At 73.3% G+C, this 20,333-nt stretch carries 25 protein-coding genes, 1 pseudogene and 1 riboswitch; of the genes and pseudogenes, 12 read left to right on the top strand and 14 right to left on the bottom strand.

Annotated features, from left to right (window positions below):
* Positions 1-51: 51 nt before the first annotated feature.
* Positions 52-465 (bottom strand): DUF6069 family protein, encoded by a 414-nt coding sequence (locus I4J89_RS31345; RefSeq protein WP_230859885.1) that lies wholly within the window; start codon positions 463-465, stop codon positions 52-54.
* 109 nt (positions 466-574) lie between these two features.
* Here I4J89_RS31345 and I4J89_RS31340 point away from each other — a divergent pair, with 109 nt between their 5' ends.
* Genes I4J89_RS31340 through I4J89_RS31330 form a run of 3 tightly spaced genes read left to right on the top strand, consistent with a single transcriptional unit; the run spans position 575 to position 2,703 of the window.
* Positions 575-1,723, top strand: coding sequence for a sensor histidine kinase (locus I4J89_RS31340; protein WP_196417716.1), 1,149 nt, complete (start codon positions 575-577; stop codon positions 1,721-1,723).
* On the top strand, positions 1,711-2,370 hold the full coding sequence (locus I4J89_RS31335; protein ID WP_196417715.1) for a response regulator transcription factor: 660 nt from the start codon (positions 1,711-1,713) through the stop codon (positions 2,368-2,370). The genes I4J89_RS31340 and I4J89_RS31335 overlap by 13 nt, the downstream gene beginning before the upstream one ends.
* An 18-nt stretch (positions 2,371-2,388) precedes the next feature.
* On the top strand, positions 2,389-2,703 hold the full coding sequence (locus I4J89_RS31330) for an NIPSNAP family protein (protein ID WP_196417714.1): 315 nt from the start codon (positions 2,389-2,391) through the stop codon (positions 2,701-2,703).
* On the opposite strand, the gene I4J89_RS31325 is transcribed toward I4J89_RS31330, so the two are convergent.
* Complete coding sequence (locus I4J89_RS31325) at positions 2,672-3,259, bottom strand: hypothetical protein (RefSeq protein WP_196417713.1); 588 nt, start codon at positions 3,257-3,259, stop codon at positions 2,672-2,674. The two genes, I4J89_RS31330 and I4J89_RS31325, sit on opposite strands and share 32 nt — an antisense overlap.
* Positions 3,260-3,422: 163 nt before the next feature.
* Positions 3,423-3,493, top strand: a riboswitch (guanidine-III (ykkC-III) riboswitch).
* Between the two features lie 14 nt (positions 3,494-3,507).
* Here I4J89_RS31325 and I4J89_RS31320 point away from each other — a divergent pair.
* From I4J89_RS31320 to I4J89_RS31310, 3 genes are all read left to right on the top strand, one after another.
* Positions 3,508-3,822: a DMT family transporter gene (locus tag I4J89_RS31320; RefSeq protein ID WP_196417712.1), complete on the top strand. Its 315-nt coding sequence runs from the start codon at positions 3,508-3,510 to the stop codon at positions 3,820-3,822.
* 170 nt (positions 3,823-3,992) lie between these two features.
* Positions 3,993-4,523 (top strand): TetR/AcrR family transcriptional regulator, encoded by a 531-nt coding sequence (locus tag I4J89_RS31315; RefSeq protein ID WP_196417711.1) that lies wholly within the window; start codon positions 3,993-3,995, stop codon positions 4,521-4,523.
* Positions 4,520-5,185, top strand: coding sequence for a GAP family protein (locus I4J89_RS31310; protein WP_196417710.1), 666 nt, complete (start codon positions 4,520-4,522; stop codon positions 5,183-5,185). The genes I4J89_RS31315 and I4J89_RS31310 overlap by 4 nt, the downstream gene beginning before the upstream one ends.
* Positions 5,186-5,578: 393 nt before the next feature.
* Here the strand turns inward: I4J89_RS31310 and I4J89_RS31305 are convergent, their stop codons facing one another.
* On the bottom strand, positions 5,579-6,070 hold the full coding sequence (locus I4J89_RS31305) for a hypothetical protein (RefSeq protein ID WP_196417709.1): 492 nt from the start codon (positions 6,068-6,070) through the stop codon (positions 5,579-5,581).
* A gap of 158 nt (positions 6,071-6,228) precedes the next feature.
* Here I4J89_RS31305 and I4J89_RS31300 point away from each other — a divergent pair, with 158 nt between their 5' ends.
* Positions 6,229-6,792, top strand: coding sequence for a chloramphenicol phosphotransferase CPT family protein (locus tag I4J89_RS31300; RefSeq protein WP_196417708.1), 564 nt, complete (start codon positions 6,229-6,231; stop codon positions 6,790-6,792).
* Here I4J89_RS31300 and I4J89_RS31295 read toward each other — a convergent pair.
* From I4J89_RS31295 to I4J89_RS31285, 3 genes are all read right to left on the bottom strand, one after another.
* Positions 6,789-7,517 (bottom strand): hypothetical protein, encoded by a 729-nt coding sequence (locus I4J89_RS31295; protein WP_230859884.1) that lies wholly within the window; start codon positions 7,515-7,517, stop codon positions 6,789-6,791. The two genes, I4J89_RS31300 and I4J89_RS31295, sit on opposite strands and share 4 nt — an antisense overlap.
* A gap of 84 nt (positions 7,518-7,601) precedes the next feature.
* Positions 7,602-8,327: a VOC family protein gene (locus I4J89_RS31290; RefSeq protein WP_196417707.1), complete on the bottom strand. Its 726-nt coding sequence runs from the start codon at positions 8,325-8,327 to the stop codon at positions 7,602-7,604.
* Complete coding sequence (locus I4J89_RS31285) at positions 8,324-9,067, bottom strand: metallophosphoesterase family protein (protein ID WP_196417706.1); 744 nt, start codon at positions 9,065-9,067, stop codon at positions 8,324-8,326. The genes I4J89_RS31290 and I4J89_RS31285 overlap by 4 nt, the downstream gene beginning before the upstream one ends.
* 77 nt (positions 9,068-9,144) lie before the next feature.
* Here I4J89_RS31285 and I4J89_RS31280 point away from each other — a divergent pair, with 77 nt between their 5' ends.
* Positions 9,145-9,594, top strand: a complete 450-nt coding sequence (locus tag I4J89_RS31280; protein WP_196417705.1) for a GNAT family N-acetyltransferase — start codon at positions 9,145-9,147, stop codon at positions 9,592-9,594.
* Positions 9,595-9,600: 6 nt separating this feature from the next.
* On the opposite strand, the pseudogene I4J89_RS31275 reads toward I4J89_RS31280, so the two are convergent.
* Positions 9,601-9,762 (bottom strand): annotated as a pseudogene (locus I4J89_RS31275) (glyoxalase); the annotation flags it as partial.
* 943 nt (positions 9,763-10,705) lie between these two features.
* On the opposite strand from I4J89_RS31275, the gene I4J89_RS31270 reads away from it, so the two are divergent.
* Positions 10,706-11,653, top strand: a complete 948-nt coding sequence (locus I4J89_RS31270; RefSeq protein WP_196417704.1) for a tyrosine-type recombinase/integrase — start codon at positions 10,706-10,708, stop codon at positions 11,651-11,653.
* Between the two features lie 34 nt (positions 11,654-11,687).
* Here I4J89_RS31270 and I4J89_RS31265 read toward each other — a convergent pair whose 3' ends face one another.
* Together I4J89_RS31265 and I4J89_RS31260 are read right to left on the bottom strand one after the other, a co-directional pair.
* Positions 11,688-12,107, bottom strand: coding sequence for an organic hydroperoxide resistance protein (locus I4J89_RS31265; protein WP_196417703.1), 420 nt, complete (start codon positions 12,105-12,107; stop codon positions 11,688-11,690).
* Positions 12,104-12,538, bottom strand: coding sequence for a MarR family winged helix-turn-helix transcriptional regulator (locus I4J89_RS31260; RefSeq protein ID WP_196417702.1), 435 nt, complete (start codon positions 12,536-12,538; stop codon positions 12,104-12,106). Before I4J89_RS31260 ends, I4J89_RS31265 begins: the two co-directional genes overlap by 4 nt.
* Positions 12,539-12,614: 76 nt before the next feature.
* Here I4J89_RS31260 and I4J89_RS31255 point away from each other — a divergent pair, with 76 nt between their 5' ends.
* Positions 12,615-13,133 carry a GNAT family N-acetyltransferase gene (locus I4J89_RS31255; RefSeq protein ID WP_196417701.1) on the top strand — a complete coding sequence of 173 codons (519 nt, stop codon included), beginning with the start codon at positions 12,615-12,617 and terminating at the stop codon, positions 13,131-13,133.
* Here the strand turns inward: I4J89_RS31255 and I4J89_RS31250 are convergent.
* Positions 13,097-13,873, bottom strand: a complete 777-nt coding sequence (locus I4J89_RS31250; RefSeq protein ID WP_196417700.1) for an endonuclease/exonuclease/phosphatase family protein — start codon at positions 13,871-13,873, stop codon at positions 13,097-13,099. The genes I4J89_RS31255 and I4J89_RS31250 overlap by 37 nt on opposite strands.
* Before the next feature lie 119 nt (positions 13,874-13,992).
* Here I4J89_RS31250 and I4J89_RS31245 point away from each other — a divergent pair, with 119 nt between their 5' ends.
* Positions 13,993-14,754: a sulfite exporter TauE/SafE family protein gene (locus I4J89_RS31245; RefSeq protein WP_196417787.1), complete on the top strand. Its 762-nt coding sequence runs from the start codon at positions 13,993-13,995 to the stop codon at positions 14,752-14,754.
* A gap of 17 nt (positions 14,755-14,771) precedes the next feature.
* On the top strand, positions 14,772-15,248 hold the full coding sequence (locus I4J89_RS31240) for a heme-degrading domain-containing protein (protein WP_196417699.1): 477 nt from the start codon (positions 14,772-14,774) through the stop codon (positions 15,246-15,248).
* Here I4J89_RS31240 and I4J89_RS31235 read toward each other — a convergent pair.
* Genes I4J89_RS31235 through I4J89_RS31220 form a run of 4 tightly spaced genes read right to left on the bottom strand, consistent with a single transcriptional unit; the run spans position 15,169 to position 20,280 of the window.
* A complete protein-coding gene (locus I4J89_RS31235) occupies positions 15,169-15,921 on the bottom strand; it encodes a hypothetical protein (RefSeq protein WP_196417698.1) in 753 nt (250 codons plus the stop codon). The two genes, I4J89_RS31240 and I4J89_RS31235, sit on opposite strands and share 80 nt — an antisense overlap.
* Before the next feature lie 32 nt (positions 15,922-15,953).
* On the bottom strand, positions 15,954-16,778 hold the full coding sequence (locus tag I4J89_RS31230) for an aldo/keto reductase (protein ID WP_196417697.1): 825 nt from the start codon (positions 16,776-16,778) through the stop codon (positions 15,954-15,956).
* Positions 16,775-17,308 (bottom strand): LuxR family transcriptional regulator, encoded by a 534-nt coding sequence (locus I4J89_RS31225; RefSeq protein ID WP_196417696.1) that lies wholly within the window; start codon positions 17,306-17,308, stop codon positions 16,775-16,777. The genes I4J89_RS31230 and I4J89_RS31225 overlap by 4 nt, the downstream gene beginning before the upstream one ends.
* Entirely contained in the window at positions 17,305-20,280 is a 2,976-nt protein-coding gene (locus tag I4J89_RS31220; RefSeq protein WP_309238546.1) for a LuxR C-terminal-related transcriptional regulator, read from the bottom strand. Before I4J89_RS31220 ends, I4J89_RS31225 begins: the two co-directional genes overlap by 4 nt.
* Positions 20,281-20,333 lie beyond the last annotated feature (53 nt).

Raw genomic sequence — 20,333 nt, 5'->3', positions numbered from 1 at the left:
GTCATGATGTCACGCGGGCTCCCGGCGGCGATGCCCGCCGTCCACCGGCGGTCAGCGGCACCGGCAGGGCAGTCCGGTGATCAGCACGCCGGCGACGGCCGAGTGCAGCACGCTCAGAGCCAGCACGGCGCCGGCGTCGGCGCCGCCCAGCGGGCCGAGCAGCGACACCGCGAACACGGCGGCGGCCACCACGGTCCAGATCAGCCGGGCCCGGCTGGTGACGCGTTCCAGCACGGCCAGCAGCGCCCACCCGGCCAGCCCGGCCACGGCGGCGGCCACCGCCACCGCGGCCGGGCCGACCGTCGTACCGTCGGCCAGTGCCAGGTCGGTGCCCGCGCCGTAGCGGGCCAGCAGGTAGACGGTCTCGGCGGCGGCGACCGCCAGGGCGACCGTCCGCAGCCGGTAGAGCGTGACGCGGCGTACGGGCTTCGGCGTCGTGCGTTGCTGAGTCAGGTTGTCAGTCATGCCCCCCAGCGTCGGGGGCCGCGGCGGGCGCCCGCATCGACCGGCCGGCAACAGCGGATACGACTTTGGTCGGTGGTCCGTCTCCGGCGGCCCCACTAGCCTGATCGCCATGGGGACGGCGACAGCGGACACGAGGCCGCAAGCCCCGCGCCGGGTGATCGTCTGGTCCACCGCGGCGGTCAGCCTGCTGGTGGCCACCGCGGTGTGGAGCGCGATCCGGTTCGAGCCGTCCCACCTGCTGCGCCTGGACCTCGCCGCCGCCGTGGCGGCCTGCGCGCTGGTGCCGGTGGCGATCCGCCGCCCGTTCGCCGGCGGGCTCGCGCTGAGTGTGCTGACCGTGCTGTCGCACGTGGTCACCCCGGCCGCGACGTTCGCGGCGCTCAACACCGCCCGGCAACGCCCCACCCGGCAGGCGCTGCTGGTCGGCGCGGCCGGGGTGACCGGGCACGCGGTGCTCGGCTGGTGGCGGCCGGCGGCCGGGCTGTCCTACCGGTGGTGGCTGCTGCTGGTCGTCGTCACGTACGCGGCGCTGCTCGGCTGGGGCACCTGGGCGCGGGCCCGCGAGGCCCTGCTGAACTCGCTGCGCGAACGCGCCCACCGCGCCGAGGCCGAACAGCAGCGCCGGGTCGCCGAGGCCCGCCTGGCCGAACGCACCCGGATGGCCCGGGAGATGCACGACGTGCTCGCCCACCGGCTGTCGCTGCTGGCCGTCTACGCCGGTGCCCTCGAATACCGGCCGGACGCGCCACCGCAACGCCTCGCCGAGGCCGCCGGGGTGATCCGCGACGGCGTGCACCAGGCCCTCGACGAACTGCGCGAGGTCGTCACCGTGCTGCGCCAGGACCCGGACGAGGATCCGGACGGGCCGCCCGGGCCGGGGCTCGACGACGTGCCCCGGCTGGTGCGCGAGAGCAACGCGGCCGGGCTCACGGTCGGCCTCGACGACCGGATCGGCCTGCCCGCCGAGGTGTCGGCGGTGACCGGGCGGACCGCGTACCGGATCGTGCAGGAGGCCCTCACCAACGCGCGCAAGCACGCCGCCGGGCGCCCGGTCCGCATCGTCCTGGCCGGCCGCCCCGGCGGCCGGCTCACCGTCGACGTGCGCAACCGGCTGGCACCGGCCGGCCCGGGCCTGCCCGGCGCCGGCCTCGGGCTGCTCGGCCTGGCCGAGCGCGTCACCCTCGCCGGCGGCGAGCTGCGGCACAGCACCGAAAGCGGCGAATTCCAGCTGTACGCGGAGCTGCCGTGGCGGACCTGAGCGAGGTACGGGTCGTGATCGTCGACGACGACCCGCTGGTCCGGGCCGGCCTGACCATGATGCTCGACGGTGCCGCCGGCATCACCGTGGTCGCCGCGCTCACCGACGGCGACGAGGTGCCGGCCGCCCTCGACCGGCATCACGTCGACGTGGTGCTGATGGACATCCGGATGCCGCGGGTCAACGGGATCATCGCGACCCGCTGGGTACGCGCCCGCACCCGGCCCCCCGAAGTGATCATGCTGACCACGTTCGACACCGACGAGCACGTGGTGCGCGCGCTGCGCGCCGGCGCCGGCGGCTTCCTGCTCAAGGACACCCCACCCGACCGGATCGCCGCCGCCATCCGGGCCGTCGCGGGCGGCGAGCCGATCCTGTCGCCGGCCGTCACCCGCCGGCTGATGCTGCGGGTCGCGGCCGGCGCCGACGCGTACGAGCAGGCACGCTCCGCCCTGGCCGCGCTGAGCCCCCGCGAACGCGAGGTCGCCCTGGCACTGGCCCGCGGCGACACGAACGCGCAGATCGCCGAGACGCTGGCGATGAGCGTGGCCACGGTGAAGGCACACATCACCCACATCCTGACCAAACTCGACCTGAACAACCGCACCCAGGTGGCGATGCTCGCCCACGACGCCGGGCTGCTCTGACCCGCTAGGGTCGAGCCGGTGATCACCTGCGTCGTGCACTACACCATCGATCCCGCCCAGATCCCGGCGTTCGAACGGTTCGCCCACGAGTGGATGCGCCTGGTCGCCGCGCACGGCGGCATCCACCACGGCTACTTCCTGCCCGCCGAAGGCGCCTCCGACCGGGCCGAAGCCCTGTTCAGCTTCGACAGCCTCGCGGCGTACGAGCAGTACCGCACCCGGTTCGGCGTCGACCCGGAGTTCATCGCCGCCGACCGCATCCGCGACGAGTCGGGGTGCGTGCTGCGCTACGAGCGCACCTTCATGCGGCCACTGCTGCCGCCCGCGGCCTGACCGGCTCGCGGCGCAGCGGCAGCAACGCCACCAGCATCAGCAGCCCGGACAGCGGCATCAGATCCAGCGTCACCGCCGGCAGCAGCACCGCGGCGAGCAGCAGCGCCGGACTCCACCAGGGCAGCCGGCCGGCCTGGGCGACCAGCGCGGCCAGCGCCACGATGCCGAGGTAGAAGAACAGCGGCCCGAAGTCGTAGACCGCGGCCTGCACCCCCGGCAGGCCGGAGAAATCGCTCTGCAGGCTGCGCAGCTCCGCCCGGTCGGCGGCCAGGAACGCCTGCACGATGTCCGCGCCGAACTGGACGATCGACGCGGCCAGCCCGGCCAGCGTGACCGCGACCGCCACCTCACGCGCCGGACCCGCCGCCACCAGCTGCCGCATACCCAGCACCAGCGGCACGAACAGCAGCAGCCCGGCCAGACCGAGGAAATGGGCGAGCTGCCAGTCGAAGCCCGGCCCGTAGCTGTCGTCGAGCCGGCCGATCAAACGCGCCACGCCGTAACCGGCCATGGCGAGCGGCGCGGCGATGACCGCGAATCTCGCTGTGCTTGTCATATCGACGATCGTGGTCGCGGGCCGGTGGGCGCGCCTCCGGGCCGTAACCCTGAGAAGGCCCGGAGACCCGACCCTGACAGCCCCGAGCGGCCCCCGCTGGTGAAGTCGGCCACCAGACCGGCCGCCACCAGGCCGATCGCCCGCCGGATGGCTAGGCTGGGAGACGGCGCCGCCGACCGGTGGCCGCCCCGGACGAGTTGCGTGTCGTACCCGGCCTGACAAGACGACCGCCGACGAGGTGAGTTGTCGTGGCCTGGCTCGTACTGATCATTTCCGGCCTGCTGGAAACCGTGTGGGCGATCGCCCTGGACCGCAGCGCCGGCTTCACCCGCCCTGCGCCCACCGCGGTGTTCGGCGTGGCCCTGGTGGCCAGCATGGCCGGCCTCGGATACGCGCTGCGCACCATCCCGGTCGGCACCGGCTACGCCGTGTGGGTGGGCATCGGCGCCGTCGGCACCGCGGTGATCGGCATGGTCGCTCTCGGCGAATCGGCCAGCCTGCCCCGGATCATCTGCCTGCTGCTGGTCATCTCCGGGATCGTGGGCCTCAAGTACTTCCACTGACGGATCCGGTCGCGGTGATCCGGTACGTGGGACGCGATGTCAGCGCCGGTGCCGTCGGTGGTGCTCGTCGTTCTCGGCGGTGATGCGGGCGGAACTCCATGTCGGGGTGTGCCTCAGCAGCGTAAACAACGCCCCCGCTACTGTACCGTCCGGACGGTACAGTAGCGGGTATGGGAACAGCACGGGAGCGCATTCTGGACGCGGCTGAGGAACTGATCACCGCGGGTCAGGTGCCGCCCTCCTTGGAGGCGGTAGCGGCGGCGGCGGGCGTGAGCAAGGGCGGCCTGCTCTATCACTTCGACAAACAGTCGCTTCTGCGGGCGTTGGTGACCCGGGCGGTACACCGGTTCGACGAGCGGCTGATGGCGGCCGCGGCGCAGGGGATGATGGCCGCGGCCTGGCTGCGGTTGTCGGTGCCCACGGCGGATGAAAGCGCGGTTTACCGGGCGATCATGTCGACGATGCGGTTGACCACCACCGGCGAGTTCGACCTACCGGGTGAGGTGGGCGACGCCGAACAGCGCTGGCAGCAGATGCTGACCGCCGAGCTGGGCGACCCGGTCCGGGCGCGGCTGGTTCGGCTGGTCGGTGACGGGCTGTTCATGGCCGCCCTGACTGGTCCGCCCCCGACCTCCGACGAGGTGGAACAACTGCTGCACCACCTCGGTCTGCGCACGGCAGCCGAGCAGGCGCGGCCGTGACCGCGGCGCTGCTGGCCGGGGTCACCGGCCTGGCCCTGCTCGACGCGCTGAATCCCGCGACGATCGCTGGGGTGGCATTGCTGCTGCTGGCCCCGATGGCACACCCGGTCCGGGCGGCGGCCGGGTTCGTCGCGGGCGCCTATCTGACGGTCCTCGCGCTCGGGGCCGTGGTGTACATCGGCGCCGATATCGCCGCCGACGCCGTGGGCAACGGTTTGGTCTGGGTGCGCCGGATCGCGTTCACGGTGGCGGCGGTGGGGCTGGCGGTGGCCGGGCTGCGCCGGCTGCGGGCCCGGATCCGCCCGGCGGTCACCGTGCCGGGCTGGGTCAACCCGGTGAGCGCCGCTCTGCTCGGACTGTTCATGACCGGGGCGGACCTGCCCAACGCCTTCCCGTACTTCATCGCCATCGAACGGATCGTCAACGCCGATGTCGGCACCACCCGCTCACTGATGATCATCGCCGGGTACGCGCTGGTCTACTGCCTGCCGTGCCTGTTGCTTCTCATCGCCGGCGCCGCCCGCGGCGACCGAGTACGCCGCCGCCTTGGCACCCTCTACGAGCGGCTCGGCGCGGAGAAGAAACAGCCCCGCAGCGTGCCCATCGCAGCCGGGTACGTTGTTGCCGCCGCCGGCGTCTTCACCATCGCCGTACTGGCCTGAACCACAGACGGATTCGCCTGACGGCGCCCACACCCGCCGAGCACACGTATCGGGTCGCCACGCGTGAGCGTCACGACCGGATCCTGCGGACGCTGGTGCCGCTGTGCGCGCATGCTCCGGCCGGACCGGAGCGGCGGCCGACGAGGGCGGGTGGATCGAGTTCGACGGGCCGCTCGAGCCGCTTCCAGCGCGTCCCGGCGGCCGCGCCGGGGCCGCCGGGAAACGGAGCCCCTTCCGCACGGTCCCGTTCCCGAACATCGACGGCATCGGAAAGCGGCTATACCCGCAGCGGCCCTGGTGGTGGGCTGGCCGATGCCGGCGGCCGCCGGCCTGTGTGCCGCAGTGCGGCAACACCCGCAGCGGGTACAGGGCGGGCCGCGCCCGTGGCCCCGGCTAGGCCGGGACCGGCCCGGCCAGCACGGCACGAGACCCGGCATCCAGAGCGGCCCGGACCCGGTCGAGGGCATTCCGCAGCCACGCGCCGTACTCATCGGCCGGAAGCGCGTCGGCCTGGTCCATCGCCAACCCCAGATGGTGGCGCGCCCGGTCGGTCTCGCCGCTGCGCCGGTAGCCGTCGGCCAGGTTGAGGTGCAGCGACGGCAGGAACGCCCGCACCTGCAGCGACTCCTGGAAGCGGCGGGCCCGCTCATCGGTCAGGTCGGTTACCGCGGCCAGGGCCCGCCGATCCCACTCCAGCTCGTCGGCCACCGCGTCCTGCAGGTCGGCGCAGTAGTGCGCGATGCTGCACCGGTGCAGGGCGTCCCCGTCGGCGCCGACGCTGTCCCACAGGGCCTCCAGAGCCGCCCGCGCCCCGGCCCGGTCACCGGCGCGCCCCTGCTCGACGGCCCGGCCCATCTCCACCATCACGTTGTCGATCTCGGTCATGCGCCCCAGCCTGGACCCTCGACGAGGTCGAGAGTCAACCGCGAGGCGCCGATAAGCCCACCGCGCCGATGGCCGTGCGCCGCTGAGCCTCACCACGCTCGAAGCCCTTCGCCGTCCAGGGAGATCGCCGTAGCCGGAGCCCGTGCGAGGATGACCGCATGCCGCCGGTCGTCTTCCTCAACGGCGCTTCCTCGGCCGGCAAGACCAGCATCGGCGCCGCCCTGCAGAAAGCCGCGGACCAGCCGTTCCTGCTGCTCGGCCTGGACACCCTGTTCGCCATGGTGCCGCCACGCTGGGCCGGCGGCCCCCGCGGCGAGCTGCGGCATCTCGGTTTCGCCTACGACGAGCTACCCGCAGACGACGGCCATCCGATGGTGCGCATCACCTACGGCCCCGCGGGATGGCGCATGATGGCCGGCTTCCACCGGGCCGTCGCCGAACTCGTCCGCGCCGGCAATCCGGTCGTCGTCGACGAGATGCTGCTCGACGGGCGGGTCCGCGACGACTGGCGGGCCGTGCTGGCACCCTGGCAGCCGTGTTACGTGGGCGTGTACTGCGCGGACGCCGAACTCGCCCGCCGCGAGCAGACCCGCCGCAACCCGCCCGGCCTGGCCCGCTGGTCGGCCCGGCACGCCCACCACGGCATGCGGTACGACCTGACCGTCGACACCACCGCCACCGACCCGCAAGCCGCGGCCACCCAGATCCTGAACGCCCTCTAGGACTTCGCCTCGCCCAGCTCGGCCAGCCGCGCCTCGATCTCGGCGAGCTCGGCGCGTAACCGCTGCGCCTGCTGCTCGGCCTCGGCACGCTCGGCGGCCAGGATCTGCTGCACCGCCTCCTGCACGCCCGGCACGTCGACCAGCTGCACCATGCGCAACGCCTCGGCAGGCCGAATCACATAGGGCCGGGCGAGGGCTTTCGCGCCCTGCTGCGCGGCAACGGTCCACTCGCCGTCCCCATAGGCCAGGGTGACCGTCAGCGCCGGAACCGGCTTGCTCTTCGCGGGTCGCGCCGCCTTACGCGCAGCCGTCACGTCGTTTCCTTCCTTGGGCGCAGCCGAGCCGTTGCGTTGCGCGGGCGCCGCGGCGGCGGGCCGAGCCGGCAACGGCTTGTCGATCAGAAACTCGGGACCGGACAGCACCGGATCCGGCCCGGGCTCCGGCGGCGCGGACGCGGGTGTGGCCTTACGGGCGGCCGCCCCTTTCGGCGCGATCCGCAGATCACCGGGGGAGAAGGGCAGCTCATCGCGGCCGAACTTCACCACCACCCACTCGTCGGACTCGGCCGGATCGGTCAGCTGCACCACCTGCCCGATCTGCCCGGCGATCTGCCCGGCCGAATCGGTGAACTGCACCCGCGGCTTGCGCCCGGCCGCCAGTTGATCCCGAACCTGCTGCAACTCCTCCGGGCTCAGCCCGCGGGCGTCCACGCCTGCCGCCGTCATCCCCACCACACCTTCGTACGTTTGTATGAGAGCCCCTTTCTACCAGCCCCCACCGACAACAATCGGCAAGCCGCGCCGAGCCGATCACCAGCCGGCCGGGGAGCGGGCCGTCACGCAGTACTCCCGCCCGGCCGGATCACGCAGCGTCGTCCAACTCCCGGCAACCCGGCGCACCACCACCGCACCCAGCGCGACATGCCGGGCCACCTCGGTGTCCACGTCGTCACAGGCGAAATCCAGGTGCACACCGGCCCGCTCGCCGCCGGTGCGCTGCAACAACAGCCGCAACGGGAGCGCCGGGTCCGGCTCCAGAAAGGAGAACTCCGGCATGTCCGACGCCCGCGACCGCCAGCCGGTCACCGCCGCCCAGAACGCCGCCTCCCGCACGTACACCGCCGCCGGAATGTCCAGCGACACCTGATCGACCAGGCTGGACTGCCCGCCCGGCCACCGCACCGACCCCGGCCTTACCCGCTCACCCTCCCAGCGGACCAAGCAGAACGCGATACCGGCGGGGGAGCGCAGCACCACCAGGCCGTCCTCGGCGTACGTGACCACCGCACCCAGCCCGGTCACCACCGCGGCCGCCTGCTCCACGTCGTCCACATGCAGATCCAGATGCCCCCGCGCCGGCGGATCAGCGACCACCTGCACCCGCAGGCACGCGTCCCCGGCGGCCGGGATCAACGTGGCGAACGCCCCGCCCGGCCCGCGCCGCGACGACAGCGCCGTCCCGGTGACCGCCAGCCAGAACGGCTCGGCGTCCCGCGACGGCGTGTCCAGAAACCCGGTCACCCACCGCACCGTCACGCCGGCACCCGCCCGGTCCGCATCGCGTACGCCACGTCCGCCCGCCCGAACCCCTCCGCCAGCACAGCCGCGTCCTCCCACCGATACTCCACCGACCGCAACGACACCTCCCAGTCCCCGGACGCGTCGTCCACCAGCGCATACCGCGCGTGCGGCGAACCCGCCTCCATCCGATGCGGATACGGCTCGTCATCGGCGTACGCCGGCCATCCGACACTGCCCGGATTCACCACCAGCACCCCGTCGGGCAGCCGCAACCACCCCGGCAGATGGGTGTGCCCGCACAGCAGCAGCCGGTACCCGGACACATCACCGAGCCGCCGCACCACCTCGTCCTCGGTGGCCGCCCGGGCACCCGACGGATCGACGGTGTGCAGCAGATACTGCAGATCGTCAGTGGGCGTGCCATGAAACGCCAGAACACAAGGCGCGGGGGAGAGGGTCAACGGCAGCGACGCCATCCAGTCCCGATGCTCCGCGGTGATCACCGCACTGGTGAGCCGGTCCGCCATCCCCATCTTGTCCGCGTCGAACGTCAGCACCTGCCGCTCGTGGTTGCCGCGCACCGTGGCCAGCCCCGCGGCGATCAGCCGGTCGGCGGTCCGCGCCGGCTGCCCGTACCCGGAAAGCAGATCGCCCAGGTTCACCGTCAGATCGGCGCCGTCGGCGGCGATCGCCGCCAGCACGGCCTCCAGCGCGAGCAGATTGCCATGGACATCGGAGATCACCGCGATTCGCATCCGGCCATCCTGTCACCAGCAGCCGGCGCCGCGATATCGCTCGCCCGCACCCGCACCCACCCGCTACCGTGCCCCGCATGCGCCTGGCCGAGATCACCCCCGACAACTACGAAGCGGCCCTGGCCCTGACCGTCCATCCCGACCAGAGCGACCTGGTCGCCCCGGTGGTCAAGTCCCTCGCCGAGGCGTACGTGTTCCCGCGCCACGCCTGGCCCCGCCTGATCTACGACGCCGACCGGCTCGTCGGCTTCGTGATGGCCTTCCACGACGTCGCGTGGGGCGACAGCCCCGACGACCTGCGCTCCGGCCTGTGGCGGCTCAACATCGCCGCCACCGAGCAGGGCCGCGGCTACGGCCGGTACGCCGTCGAAGCCGTCTGCGCCGAGATCAGCGCCCGCGGCCACAACCTCGCCTACGTCACCTACGAGCCACGCGACGGCGGACCCGCTCCGTTCTACGCCAAACTCGGCTTCCGCCCGACCGGCGAGGTCAGCGACGGCCAGACCGTCGCCGTCCGCGACCTGTAACCCTCATCAGCCCCGGGCGGAGCTCTGCTGCACGGCCCGCCCGTCGCCGTCCGGGTCGCTGAAGAACACGAAACCCACGTTGTCCACCTGCACGTCACTGCACACAACGCCACGCTCGACCAGCTCGGCGTGCGCCTTGCGGATGTCTGCCACGACCAGCTGCAACCCCAGGATCAGGGGGAGACCCGGCCCGGCGTGTTGCTTCCTAACCCCCCAGCCGGACCCTCTTCGGGTAGAGAGGGCTCCCAGGCCGAGCGACCCGGGCCGAGCCGGTGCGCAGTTGGTGCGGTGGCCGCTGGCGTGGTGGCTGCCTGCCAGCGGCCGGGTGCGAATTCCGGGTCGGATAGGCCGCTCACCGGTGGGCGATCGGTGGTACCGGCGCCGCGGGCGCGCCCCTCAGGGGAGCGGCTGGCGCACGTCGTTACCTCGGCGGCACCGATACCACTCAGCAGCAAGCCGGCGTCGGCGACTCTTCTCGGTCGCCGGTGCTCCGGTCGCATCTTGGCGATCCCCGGGAAATCGACCGCATCGCAAACTACCGCCTGCGGCACGGCGTTATCAGAGCCCCGCTCTCACCTAAATTTACTGGGTCGATAATGCATATTATGTCAACTTGGCTCTGAGAGGAGCTTCCTGAGAGGGGCCCGTAACCGCTCACAACGCGCTCCTCCCTACTTTCGTCAGCAAGGCGCACGCGACGGCGACTTGAACAAGCTCGTGCAAGCGAGTGGCGAGACGCCAGCGGAGCGGCCATCAGAACGGCCCCGCCGGAGCAGGCCGGGCTGTTTGCGGGGTTGCTCGGAAGGCTGCGCGGAGTTCTCTGATCGTCGGGCTCTGAGGCCGGCTTGGAGAGATCGGATGTTCGCCCACGGCAATAGGCGCGCTGGGAGCGCCCGGCATGCGGCGACGGCGAACGCGCTCTCCCTTGGCGGGTTCGATCGAGGCTGCTGGGCTCATCTACGGAGTGAAGCCGGAGCCGCCCTACCCCAAACCGCGGTTGGCTGCTTGCGGTGTCGCACCAGGACAGCGCGCGCTATGGAAGCCACCGGATCTCGCTCTTAACGCGCGAGCTACCTGCCCGAATGCGGATAAATGCTGCATAATATAGCTTATGCAGCATACTGCGATCAGTGAGTTGATTGACGAGTTCCTGGCCGCGCGGGCAGTCCGGAAACCCTCGGCGCACACGCTTTCGGCGTACCGTCGCGATCTGCTTCTGGTCTTGCAGCAAGCCGACCCCGCCCCGGTCACCGTGAGTGACCTCTCCCCTCGCGTGTTGCGGGCCGCGTTCGCGCGGTTCGCGGCGGATCGCGCTCCCGCCTCGGTCTCCCGGGCCTGGTCTTCGTGGAACGCGTTCTTCACGTTCCTGGTCACCGAGGGTGTGGTGGCGGGTAATCCGATGCCGGCGGTGGACAAGCCTCGGCCGGTGGTCCTCTCCCCCAAGCCGTTGCGGGGCGAGGGCACTCCGGAGCATCTGTTACGCACCGTGAGCGTCGTGGATGAGCGGCAGCGGGATCCGTGGCCGGAGCGGGATGTGGTGGTGCTGGCGCTGGCGTTGTGTGCGGGGTTGCGGTTGTCGGAGATGTTGGCGTTGCGGGTGGGTTCGGTGGCGGGGCGGGCCGGTGAGCGGCGGGTGGAGGTGGCCGGTAAGGGTGGGCGGCCGCGGACGGTGCCGATCGAGGTGGGACTGGATGCGGCGGTGGGGCGGTATCTGGATTCGCGGCGGGTGCGGTTCGGGCGCGTGCCGGCGACCGCTCCCCTGCTGGTGGATCGCCGGGGTGCGCCGTTGCAGCGGGGTGGGCTGCAGTATCTGGTGCGGTCGTGTTATCGGCGTGCCGGGATTGGTGATCGGGTGCCGCGGGGTGCGCAGTTGCATGCGTTGCGGCATACGTTCGCGACGCGGTTGGCGGAGGACGGGGCGAACGCGTCGGAGATCATGCGGTTGCTGGGGCACGCTTCGCTGGCTACGTCGCAGTCGTATATCGAGGTGACGGCGGAGCAGCAGCGTGCGGCGGTTCAGGCGAACCGGACGAATCGGGTGTTGCGCGAGTTGACCTAGCGGCCCGTTGCGCGAGCAACGGGCCGCGTCCGGGTCAGGCCAGGTTGAGCTGGACCTCGACGTTGCCTCGGGTGGCGTTGGAGTACGGGCAGAGCTGGTGCGCCGCGTCCAGGACGCCGCGGGCGGTGGCCTCGTCGAGGCCGGGCAGTTCGGCTTCGATGGTCACCGACAGGCCGAAGCCGCCGGTGGGCAGCGGGCCGATGCCGACGTCCACGGTGATGGCGGTGTCGACGAGGGTGAGCTTCTGGCTGCTGGCGACGCGCTTGAGGGCGCTGTGGAAGCAGGCCGCGTATCCGGCGGCGAACAGTTGCTCGGGGTTGGTGAGGGCGCCACCCGGGCCGCCCATCTCCTTGGGGATGGCGAGGTCGAAGTCGAGGACGCCGTCGCTGGAGCGGACGTGGCCGTTGCGGCCGTCGCCGGTGGCGGTGGCGGACGCGGTGTAGATGGCGGTCATGTGTTTCCTTTCGCGGACTGTCGGGCGCGGGTGAGCAGCTGGTGGAGTTGGCTGAGTTCGTCGAGGGTGAGGCCGGTGGCGCAGACGAGTCGCTGGGTGAGGTCGCCGATCGCCTCGCGCAGGGCGGTGCCGGTGTCGGTGAGGTGGGCCCAGACGACGCGTTCGTCGTGGGTGTCGCGTTCGCGGCGCAGGTATCCCTGGGCTTCCAGGCGTTTGAGGAGCGGGGAGAGGGTGCCGCTGTCCAGGCGCAGGGTGTGGCCGAGGTCGCGGACGGTGGTGGGGCCGTCGTGCCAGAGCACGCGCAGGACCAGGTATTGCGGGTAGGTGAGGTGGTGTGGCTCGAGCAGGGGCCGGTAGATGGCGGTCATGCCGCGGCTGGCCGCATAGAGCTGGAAGCAGATCATGTCGTCCAGGGCGGTGCTCTCGCGCATACCGGAACAGTAGTGCCCAATTTAGTTGTGCACAACCGAACCCGACGGGGCCGGACCGATATGTGACCATGCCGACATGCCGTCCATCCGCTTCGTGAAGCTCTCCCCCGCCGCCCTGGCCGCGCTGGTCGCCGGTGATCTCGCCGCCGCCAGCGCCGCCGCCGGGCACCCGCTGACCCCGTTCCTGGTCGACGAGAAATGGCTGTGGCGGATCCGTCTGGACGACATCCGGCAGGACCCGGCCGCCGCCGACTGGATCGCCCGGGCCGCGGTCGCCGAACCGGACGGGATCGTCGTCGGCCACGGCGGCTTCCACGGGCCGCCGGACGCCGACGGGGTGGTCGAGGTGGCCTACTCGGTGGACCCGGCGCACCGGCGCCGCGGCTACGCCAAGGCGATGCTCGCCGAACTGCTGCGCCGCGCCGACAACGACCCGCGGGTCAGCGCGGTGCGCGCCAGCATCCGCCCGGACAACGTCGGCTCGCGGGCCACCATCGCCGGGTTCGGGTTCCGCAAGATCGGCGAGCAGTGGGATCCGGAGGACGGCCTGGAGGACGTCTACCTGCGGTCGAAGCCGACCACCAGCGGGCGGTGATCGGAGACCGGCGCGTGCGGGGTGCGTACCTGCACAACCCGGCCCAGCGCCGCAACCTCGCGGGGGTCGGCCACCACGTGGTCGAGCTGGGTCTTCGGTGACGGGCTCGGGAACGTCGCCGCCCGGGCCAGCGGCTTCCAGCCGGTGAAGGCACGGACCGGCCCGGCCGGCATGTTGAGATCACCCAGCAGGACCCGGGGCGCGGGCAGGGCGCGCAACGCACGCACGGCATGGCGCAGCTGGCGCACATTCCATCCCGGTACGAACGACAGGTGCGTCGTCGCCACGGTGAGAGGACCGCTCGGGGTCTCGACCACGGCGGCGAGCAGCACGCGGGGTTCGTCGCGCAGCAGCAGCAGGCCGCCGTCCGGGACGTACACCGGGGAGCGGATCGGGGCGGCCGGCAGCGGGGTGATCTGCCAGCGCAGCACCGGATAGCGGGTGACCAGCGCGATCCCGTACTGCGGGTGGCCCATGTCGGCGCCGGAGTGCCACGGCTCCCAGGTCTCCCCCGGGGTCCCGACCACGGCGGCGGCGAACCGGTGTGTCTTGGCGCCCAGCGCGTCCGCGGCCAGGGCGGTCAGGTCCAGCAGGCCGGATCGCGGCTGCGCCCGGTCCACCTCCTGCAGTCCCAGCACGTCGGCGTCGAGGTCGGCGACGGCAGCCGCGATCCGGTCGGCGTGTACGGTTCCGTCGGACAACGATCTGCCGTGCAACAGGTTGAAGGTGGCCAGGCGCACACGGCCGACCTTAGCCAACGGAGTACAGGCATGGTTTTCAAGGCGCTGTGTTGCGTCCTGACCTTGGTGATCATCGGTGCGTTGATCGGCGCGTGGCTGCAGAAGGCGCGGGGGCGCCGGTGATCGTCACGCTGCTGATCGCGGCGGCGGCGGCCGGGTGGGTCGATGCCGTGGTCGGCGGGGGCGGGCTGCTGCTGTTGCCGGCGCTGCTGCTGGCCGCTCCGCAGCTGCCGCTGGCCACCGCGCTGGGCACCAACAAGCTGGCGGCGATCTGCGGGACCAGCACGGCGGCGGTGACGTACGCGCGCCGTACGAAGATCGACTGGGGGGTGGCGGCACCGTCCGCGGCTCTCGCACTGGTCTGTTCCGGCTGCGGGGCGGCGCTGGCCGGGGGGATCCCGGCGAGCGCGTACCGGCCGGTGATCATCCTGGTCCTGGTGGCGGTGGCGGTGTTCGTCACCGTACGCCCGCAGATGGGCCTCGCCGAGCACATGGAGAAACGCACCCCGTGGCGGCGCGGCATCACGGTGGCCGTGGCCGGCGCCGTGATCGCCGCCTACGACGGGCTGATCGGGCCCGGCACCGGCACCTTCCTCGTGCTGGCGTTCACCACGATCGTCGGCGCGGACTTCGTGCACGGCTCGGCCATGGCGAAGATCGTCAACACCGCCACCAACCTGGGCGCCCTGGTCGTGTTCGCGGCCACCGGGCACGTGGCCTGGCTGATCGGCGCCGGCATGGCCGTGGCCAACATCGCCGGCTCGGTGGTCGGCGCCCGGATGGCCCTGCGGCGCGGCGCCGGGTTCGTCCGCGTCGTGCTGCTGGTCGTGGTGCTCGCGCTGATCGTGCGCCTCGGGTACCTGCACTGGCAGGAATCGTGACCGTACAGAATGGCGGCATGAGCGAGGACCTGGACAAGCTGATCGCCACCACCGAGGAGCAGGAACGCCGGCTGGTGTTCCCGCGGTTCGACGAGACCGACGCGTGGGCGCTGGGCTGCCTGCTGGTCGACCTGGCCACCGAACGGCAACTGCCGGTCGCCGTCGACATCCGCCGCGGCGAGCAGCAGCTGTTCCACGCCGGCCTGCCGGGATCCAGCGCCGACAACGACGCCTGGATCGCCCGCAAGGTCCGCGTCGTCTACCGGTACGCGGCCTCCTCCTACCTGGTCGGGCGCCGCCTCGCGGCCAAGGGCCAGACCCTGGGCCCGGACATGGGCGTCGACCCGGCCCAGTACGCCGCGCACGGCGGTGCCTTCCCGGTACGCGTGCCCGGCGCCGGCGTGATCGGCGTGATCACCGTCTCCGGCCTGCCCCAGGCCGACGACCACGCCTTGGTCGTCGAGGCGGTCGAGGCTTTCCTGGCCGGGGACTGATCAGCCGGCCCGGGTCACCGGACGGCCGCAACGGACGGGGCCGGCTCACCGGCTCGCGCGTCGGGCCCCAGCCGGCCACCACCGCCAGCAGGCACAGCGCGGCGAAACCGCCCAGCGCCACATTGCGCGCTACATGGGCGCGGGCCACCTTCTGCGGGATCTCCGGGCCGCTGAACCCGTCCGGGTCGAACACCACCTCGGTCGTCTGGTCGAGATTGAACTCACGGCGGTTGTCCCGGCAGATCTCGCCGGGCACCGGCGTCCCGTCGAGCCGGCTCATCCGGTAGCAGTGGTCCTCGTACCGGGCACCGCGGCGCTCGCCCCAGGAGACGTCGTCGCCGACCACCCGTACCACGGCCCGCTCGCCCCACAGGTCCAGCACGATCAGCCGGGCGCCCGCGACCATCGAGAAGCTGAACGTGAGCACCGCCAGCACCACCGACCAGAACAGCAGCGGGCCGTACCCCGCCTTCCGGTCGCCGTCCTCGCCGGTGCGGGCCAGGAACAGCGTGCTCAGGCCCACGGTCGCCGGGAAGCCGACGAACAGCATCCAGCCCGGCGACCATCCGCGCAGACTGCAGACAGCGCCCACCACACCGGCCACCGACCAGCAGGCGATCATCGTCAGAACGCGGCCGACGGCACTGCGCGGGCGGACCCGATCAAGATTCACGAGCGTCATAGTGGACCGGTCGGGCAAGCCGTCTACTCGTCGTCGAGCAGCTTGCGCTGCGCCTCGCTCAACCGCAGCCCGGCGGCGTCGACGTTCTCGGCCAGGTGGCTGAGCGAGGCGGTCCCCGGGATCGGCACCATCACCGGCGAACGGCCGAGCAACCAGGCGAGGGCCACCTGCGCGGCCGTCGCACCGGTCTCGGCGGCGATCCGCGCGACCGGGCCGCCCGCGTCGACCGCGGGCAGCACCGGCCGCCACGGCAGGAACGCGATCCCGGCCTCGGTGCAGGCCCGCAGCACCGGCTCGTACTCGCGGTACTCCAGGTTGTAGCGGTTCTGCACGCTGGCGATCTCCACGACCGTACGGGCCTCGGCGAGCTGGCCGGCGGTCACCTCGGACAGACCGATGTGCGCGATCTTCCCGGCGTCCCGCAGCTCCCGCAGGGCGCCGACCTGGTCTTCGAGGGGCACCTGCGGGTCGACGCGGTGCAGTTGCAGCAGCTCGAGCCGGTCGGTGCGCAGCCGGCGCAACCCGGCGTCGACCTGCTCGCGCAGGAATTCCGGGCGGCCGCACAGCTCGCCGGGCGGGGCCACGCCGACCTTGGTGGCGATCAGCAGCTCCGGCGGGTACGGGTAGAGGGCCTCGGCGAGGAGTTCCTCGTTGGCGCCCCACCCGTACAGGTGGGCGGTGTCGATCAGGGTGACGCCCAGCTCGACCGCGCGGCGCGCCACCGCGATCGCGGTGTCGCGGGCCGCGGCGGGCTCGGTGGGCAGGTGCATCGCGCCGAACCCGAGCCGGCCGACCGGCCGGACCCCGCCGATCAGGAACGTGCCGCCCGCGGGCTGCTGCTCGCTCACTCCGGCTGCCGCTGACGTTGCCGCAGGTAGGCGAGGACCGCCTCGCGGGTGGTGCGTACCCCGAACATCGCTCGGGCCTCGGCGATGCGCCGGTTCGCGGTGCGCAGCGACAGGAACTCGGCGGCCGCGGCCGCCGCGATGGTGTCGCCGGCGGCCAGCCGGTCCAGCAGGGCCCGCTGCTCCGGGATCAGATTGGCGATCACGTCGGAGCCGTCGATGCCGCGGTGCACCGGACCGAGCCGGCTCAGGTCGTCGACCAGGGCCCGGCCGGCCGCCGATTCGGTGTCACAGACCGCCACCACGCCCGCACCGCGGGCCGCGGCGAGAACCGCCAGCTGCACGGTCTCGGTGTCGTCGTCGGCGATCCGGCCGTGCAGGACCAGCCGGGCGGCGCCCACGTCCCAGGACGGATCGGGCAGGGCGAACCCGGACCGTGCCGTCCAACCCTCCCGCGCCAGCCGGCGCAGGACCGTCTCCGCCTCGGCCGAGGTGGCGACCACGTGGCGTGGAGCGTCGGGCTGTCTGTTCACCGGCGACCTTCCTCGCTGCTGTCGAACGAATCGGGGGCGAAGGCCAGGGCGGCGGCTTCGGTACGGGTCCGAGCACCGAGCTTGCGCATGCTCGAACGAATGTGCGTGTCCACGGTCTCCGCGGAGATGCCCAGCTGACCGGCGATCCGGCGGGTCGGCTCACCGGCCGCCACCAGGCGCAGCACGTCGGTCTCGCGCTGCGTGAGCCGCCCACCGGAGCGGGGACTGCGAGTGTCGCGGTGAATCTGGTGCCGGCGCAACCCACGGCGGGCCCGGCCGGCCAGCACCGCCAGCCCCGCACGGTCGGCCAGCTGCTCGGCCTGCAGCAGCGCGGCCACCGCCCGGTCCCGGTCCGGCTCGGTCAACCCGGCCGCGATCAGGCACCGGACCTGCTCACGCAACGCCACCGGCCGCCAGCCGTCGGCCGCTGCCCCGAACCCGGACCCGACCGCCCACGCGGTAAGCGTCCGCCGGGCCGCTCCCGGCAGCCCGACCGGGATCGCCGCCCCCGCCGCGACACCGAGATCGTGGGCCGCCCACTGCGCCGTGATCGCGTGCAGACCGGCCAGCAGCCCGGCACCGGTCGTCCCCGGGACCTGGACGGCCCGGTCCGGTTGCCCGTCCAGCCAGGCCGCCTCCCGGGCCACCCAGGCCGGCGCCGGATGCTCCGGCGATCCGCCCAGACGGGTACGCGCAGCGGCCAGCAGCCCGGTATCGGCCTCGATCAGCGCGGTGGCGGCGGTCGCGTAGGCACGTGCTTCAGCGGGAAGCGCCCGGTCGGTGAGGTTCGCCGCCCGACGCAATACCGCCTCGGCACCCTCCCAGGCCACATCGAGCGGCGGCACCGCGGGTTCCTCCACCGCCGCCGGCCCCTCCCGCGGCACGCCCGCCGCAGCCGGCGCCGCAGGCGCGAGCGCCCCGAAGTCGGGCCCGGCGAACGGTGGCGTGACGGGTTGGTCCGGGCGCGGCGCACCGGGCGCCGGCGCAAGGCCGCCATGCGGCGTAGAGGGCGGCGCGAGCTGATCGGCGTGCGTCCCGGGACGGGCAGCCGGCGGCGCACCCGGTGCTGGCTCACGGCCACCGTGCGGCGCCGAGGGTGACGCAAGCTGACCGGAGGGCGGCACGGCGGGACGGTCGGAGCCGGCCGCGTGCGGGTGGGCCGGGTCCTGGCCGGGCGGGGCGGTCGGCGGCAGCCCCAGATGGTGGCCGTGCAGGGCGAGCGCCCAGTCCGCGGCCGCCAGGAACCGGGTCTGCCAGCCGTAGGCCAGCGCGGCTCCGCTGGTCTCGGCCGCGCTCAGGGCGGCACGCGCCGAGTCGAGCAGGCGGCCGTCAGCGGCCAGATGCTCGACCAGCAGCCAGGCACTCCACCGGGTGATAAGCGGATCGCCGCCGGGTGCGGCCGTGGCGGCCAGAGCACTGTCCCAGCCCGGCAGCCGGTGAACCGCGCGAACCGCCGCCAGCGCGGCGGCGATGCCCGGCAGCGGCTCCGGATGCCGCACGGCGACCTTGTCGGCCAGCTCACGGGCCGCCATCGGCTCGGTGGCCAGGGCGGCCAGCAGCAACACCCGGTCACGACCGGCGACCACCGGCACGGAAGCGGCATCCGGGACGACCCGCACCGCCTCGCGGGCCGCCGCCGGATCGCCGGCCTGCAACAGCGCCTCACCGCGCAGCACGGCCGCCTCCAGAACCAGCGGACCCGCGAAGCCGGGCACCGGCCGGGCATCCCGGCTGTTCCGCATCGTCGGCGTGGCCGGCCCGCCGGCGGAAGCCGACGGAGAGCCGGCGGCCCATGGCTCAGCGGCTGCAGCGGAAGCCGCTGGAGACCCGCTAACCCAGGGCTCGGCAGCCGGCGCGGTGATCGGCGGAGCGGCGGCGAGCGGCCGCAACACCTCAGCCGCCTCCTGCGGGCGCCCCGCCGCCAGCGCCGCATCGGCGGCGGCCAAACGCACCCGCGGATCGACCGGCACGTCGAGACCGCAGGCGAACAGCAGCAGCGCGGCCCGCTCACCCCCGGCCGCACGGTCGGCCGCCGTCAGCGCCGCGCGGTGCGCGCCCGCGCTGTCGCCGGCGGCGGCCAGGTGCCGGGCGGCCTCGGCCGGCGGGGTCAGCTCGGCCAGGCGGGCGTGCATGTCGGTCCGGGCGGCGGCGTCGAGCAGACCCGCGGCGGTCTCCGCGACATACGCCGACACGGGCAGCAGGGCACCGCCCGGCTCGGCGGTGACCAGGCCGGTGGCGAGCAGGTCGGCGGCGCCGGTGCCGAGCAGGGCCGGCGGGGCGGGGCGGCCGAGCAGGCCGAGCGCGGCCAGGGCGGTGCGGGCGGGACGGGGCAGGTCGGCGAGGGCGGTCGCTATCGCGTACCCCACCTGGTCGATGTCCTCGCCCACCGGAGCGCGACCGGCGGCTGCCTGCCGGGCCAGCGCGGTGATCGCCAAGGGGTTGCCCCCGGCCCGGACGACCACCGCGTTGAGCTGGGCGTCGTCCAGCCGGGCGGCGGTCTGCCGGGCCAGCGCGCGGGCGGCGGCCGGGTCCAGCGGGGGCACCGCGAGCCAGGCGGTGGCGGCGGCGCGCAGGGCGGCCACCGCCGGTTCGGCGAGGCGATGCGGGGTACGCAACGCGACCACCACCCGGCACGTGCGGGCGAGATGGGGCAGCGCCGCGATCGTCGCCGTGTCGGCGTGCTGGAGATCGTCGAGAACGAGCAGCCCGCCGCGCACCCGGGACCGGACCGCCTCGGCGAGCAGGTGCACGTCGTCGGCGGGCAGCCGGGCCCGCACCGCCCGGGACAGGGCGAGCGCGGGGACTGTGGCGAGCATGGCCAGGCCGCCGCCGACGTGGGCGGGGCCGGGGACCGAGCCGGCGACCCGGCGCAGCAGGGTGCTGCGGCCGCAGCCGGGCGGGCCGGTCAGGACGACGAGCGCGGGTCCCTGGCGCAGCGCCGCGCGGGCGGCCGACTCGGGCTCGTCCGGCACCGGCGCTCCCCCCTCACTGGCACGAACACGGGATCCGGCCGCGACCCCGACGT

Source organism: Actinoplanes aureus, assembly GCF_015704865.1.
Classification (GTDB): domain Bacteria; phylum Actinomycetota; class Actinomycetes; order Mycobacteriales; family Micromonosporaceae; genus Actinoplanes; species Actinoplanes aureus.
The sequence above is the reverse complement of the archived record's forward strand: the minus strand, read 5'-3'. Positions and strand labels throughout refer to the sequence as shown.

What these genes read in the sequence shown, in the direction of transcription:
- I4J89_RS31345 (WP_230859885.1), bottom strand. Translation starts at nt 465, where the DNA reads ATGACTGACAACCTGACTCAGCAACGCACGACGCCGAAGCCCGTACGC.
- I4J89_RS31340 (WP_196417716.1), top strand. Translation starts at nt 575, where the DNA reads ATGGGGACGGCGACAGCGGACACGAGGCCGCAAGCCCCGCGCCGGGTG.
- I4J89_RS31325 (WP_196417713.1), bottom strand. Translation starts at nt 3,259, where the DNA reads ATGACAAGCACAGCGAGATTCGCGGTCATCGCCGCGCCGCTCGCCATG.
- I4J89_RS31315 (WP_196417711.1), top strand. Translation starts at nt 3,993, where the DNA reads ATGGGAACAGCACGGGAGCGCATTCTGGACGCGGCTGAGGAACTGATC.
- I4J89_RS31305 (WP_196417709.1), bottom strand. Translation starts at nt 6,070, where the DNA reads ATGACCGAGATCGACAACGTGATGGTGGAGATGGGCCGGGCCGTCGAG.
- I4J89_RS31300 (WP_196417708.1), top strand. Translation starts at nt 6,229, where the DNA reads ATGCCGCCGGTCGTCTTCCTCAACGGCGCTTCCTCGGCCGGCAAGACC.
- I4J89_RS31295 (WP_230859884.1), bottom strand. Translation starts at nt 7,517, where the DNA reads ATGACGGCGGCAGGCGTGGACGCCCGCGGGCTGAGCCCGGAGGAGTTG.
- I4J89_RS31285 (WP_196417706.1), bottom strand. Translation starts at nt 9,067, where the DNA reads ATGCGAATCGCGGTGATCTCCGATGTCCATGGCAATCTGCTCGCGCTG.
- I4J89_RS31280 (WP_196417705.1), top strand. Translation starts at nt 9,145, where the DNA reads ATGCGCCTGGCCGAGATCACCCCCGACAACTACGAAGCGGCCCTGGCC.
- I4J89_RS31270 (WP_196417704.1), top strand. Translation starts at nt 10,706, where the DNA reads ATGCAGCATACTGCGATCAGTGAGTTGATTGACGAGTTCCTGGCCGCG.
- I4J89_RS31265 (WP_196417703.1), bottom strand. Translation starts at nt 12,107, where the DNA reads ATGACCGCCATCTACACCGCGTCCGCCACCGCCACCGGCGACGGCCGC.
- I4J89_RS31260 (WP_196417702.1), bottom strand. Translation starts at nt 12,538, where the DNA reads ATGCGCGAGAGCACCGCCCTGGACGACATGATCTGCTTCCAGCTCTAT.
- I4J89_RS31255 (WP_196417701.1), top strand. Translation starts at nt 12,615, where the DNA reads ATGCCGTCCATCCGCTTCGTGAAGCTCTCCCCCGCCGCCCTGGCCGCG.
- I4J89_RS31240 (WP_196417699.1), top strand. Translation starts at nt 14,772, where the DNA reads ATGAGCGAGGACCTGGACAAGCTGATCGCCACCACCGAGGAGCAGGAA.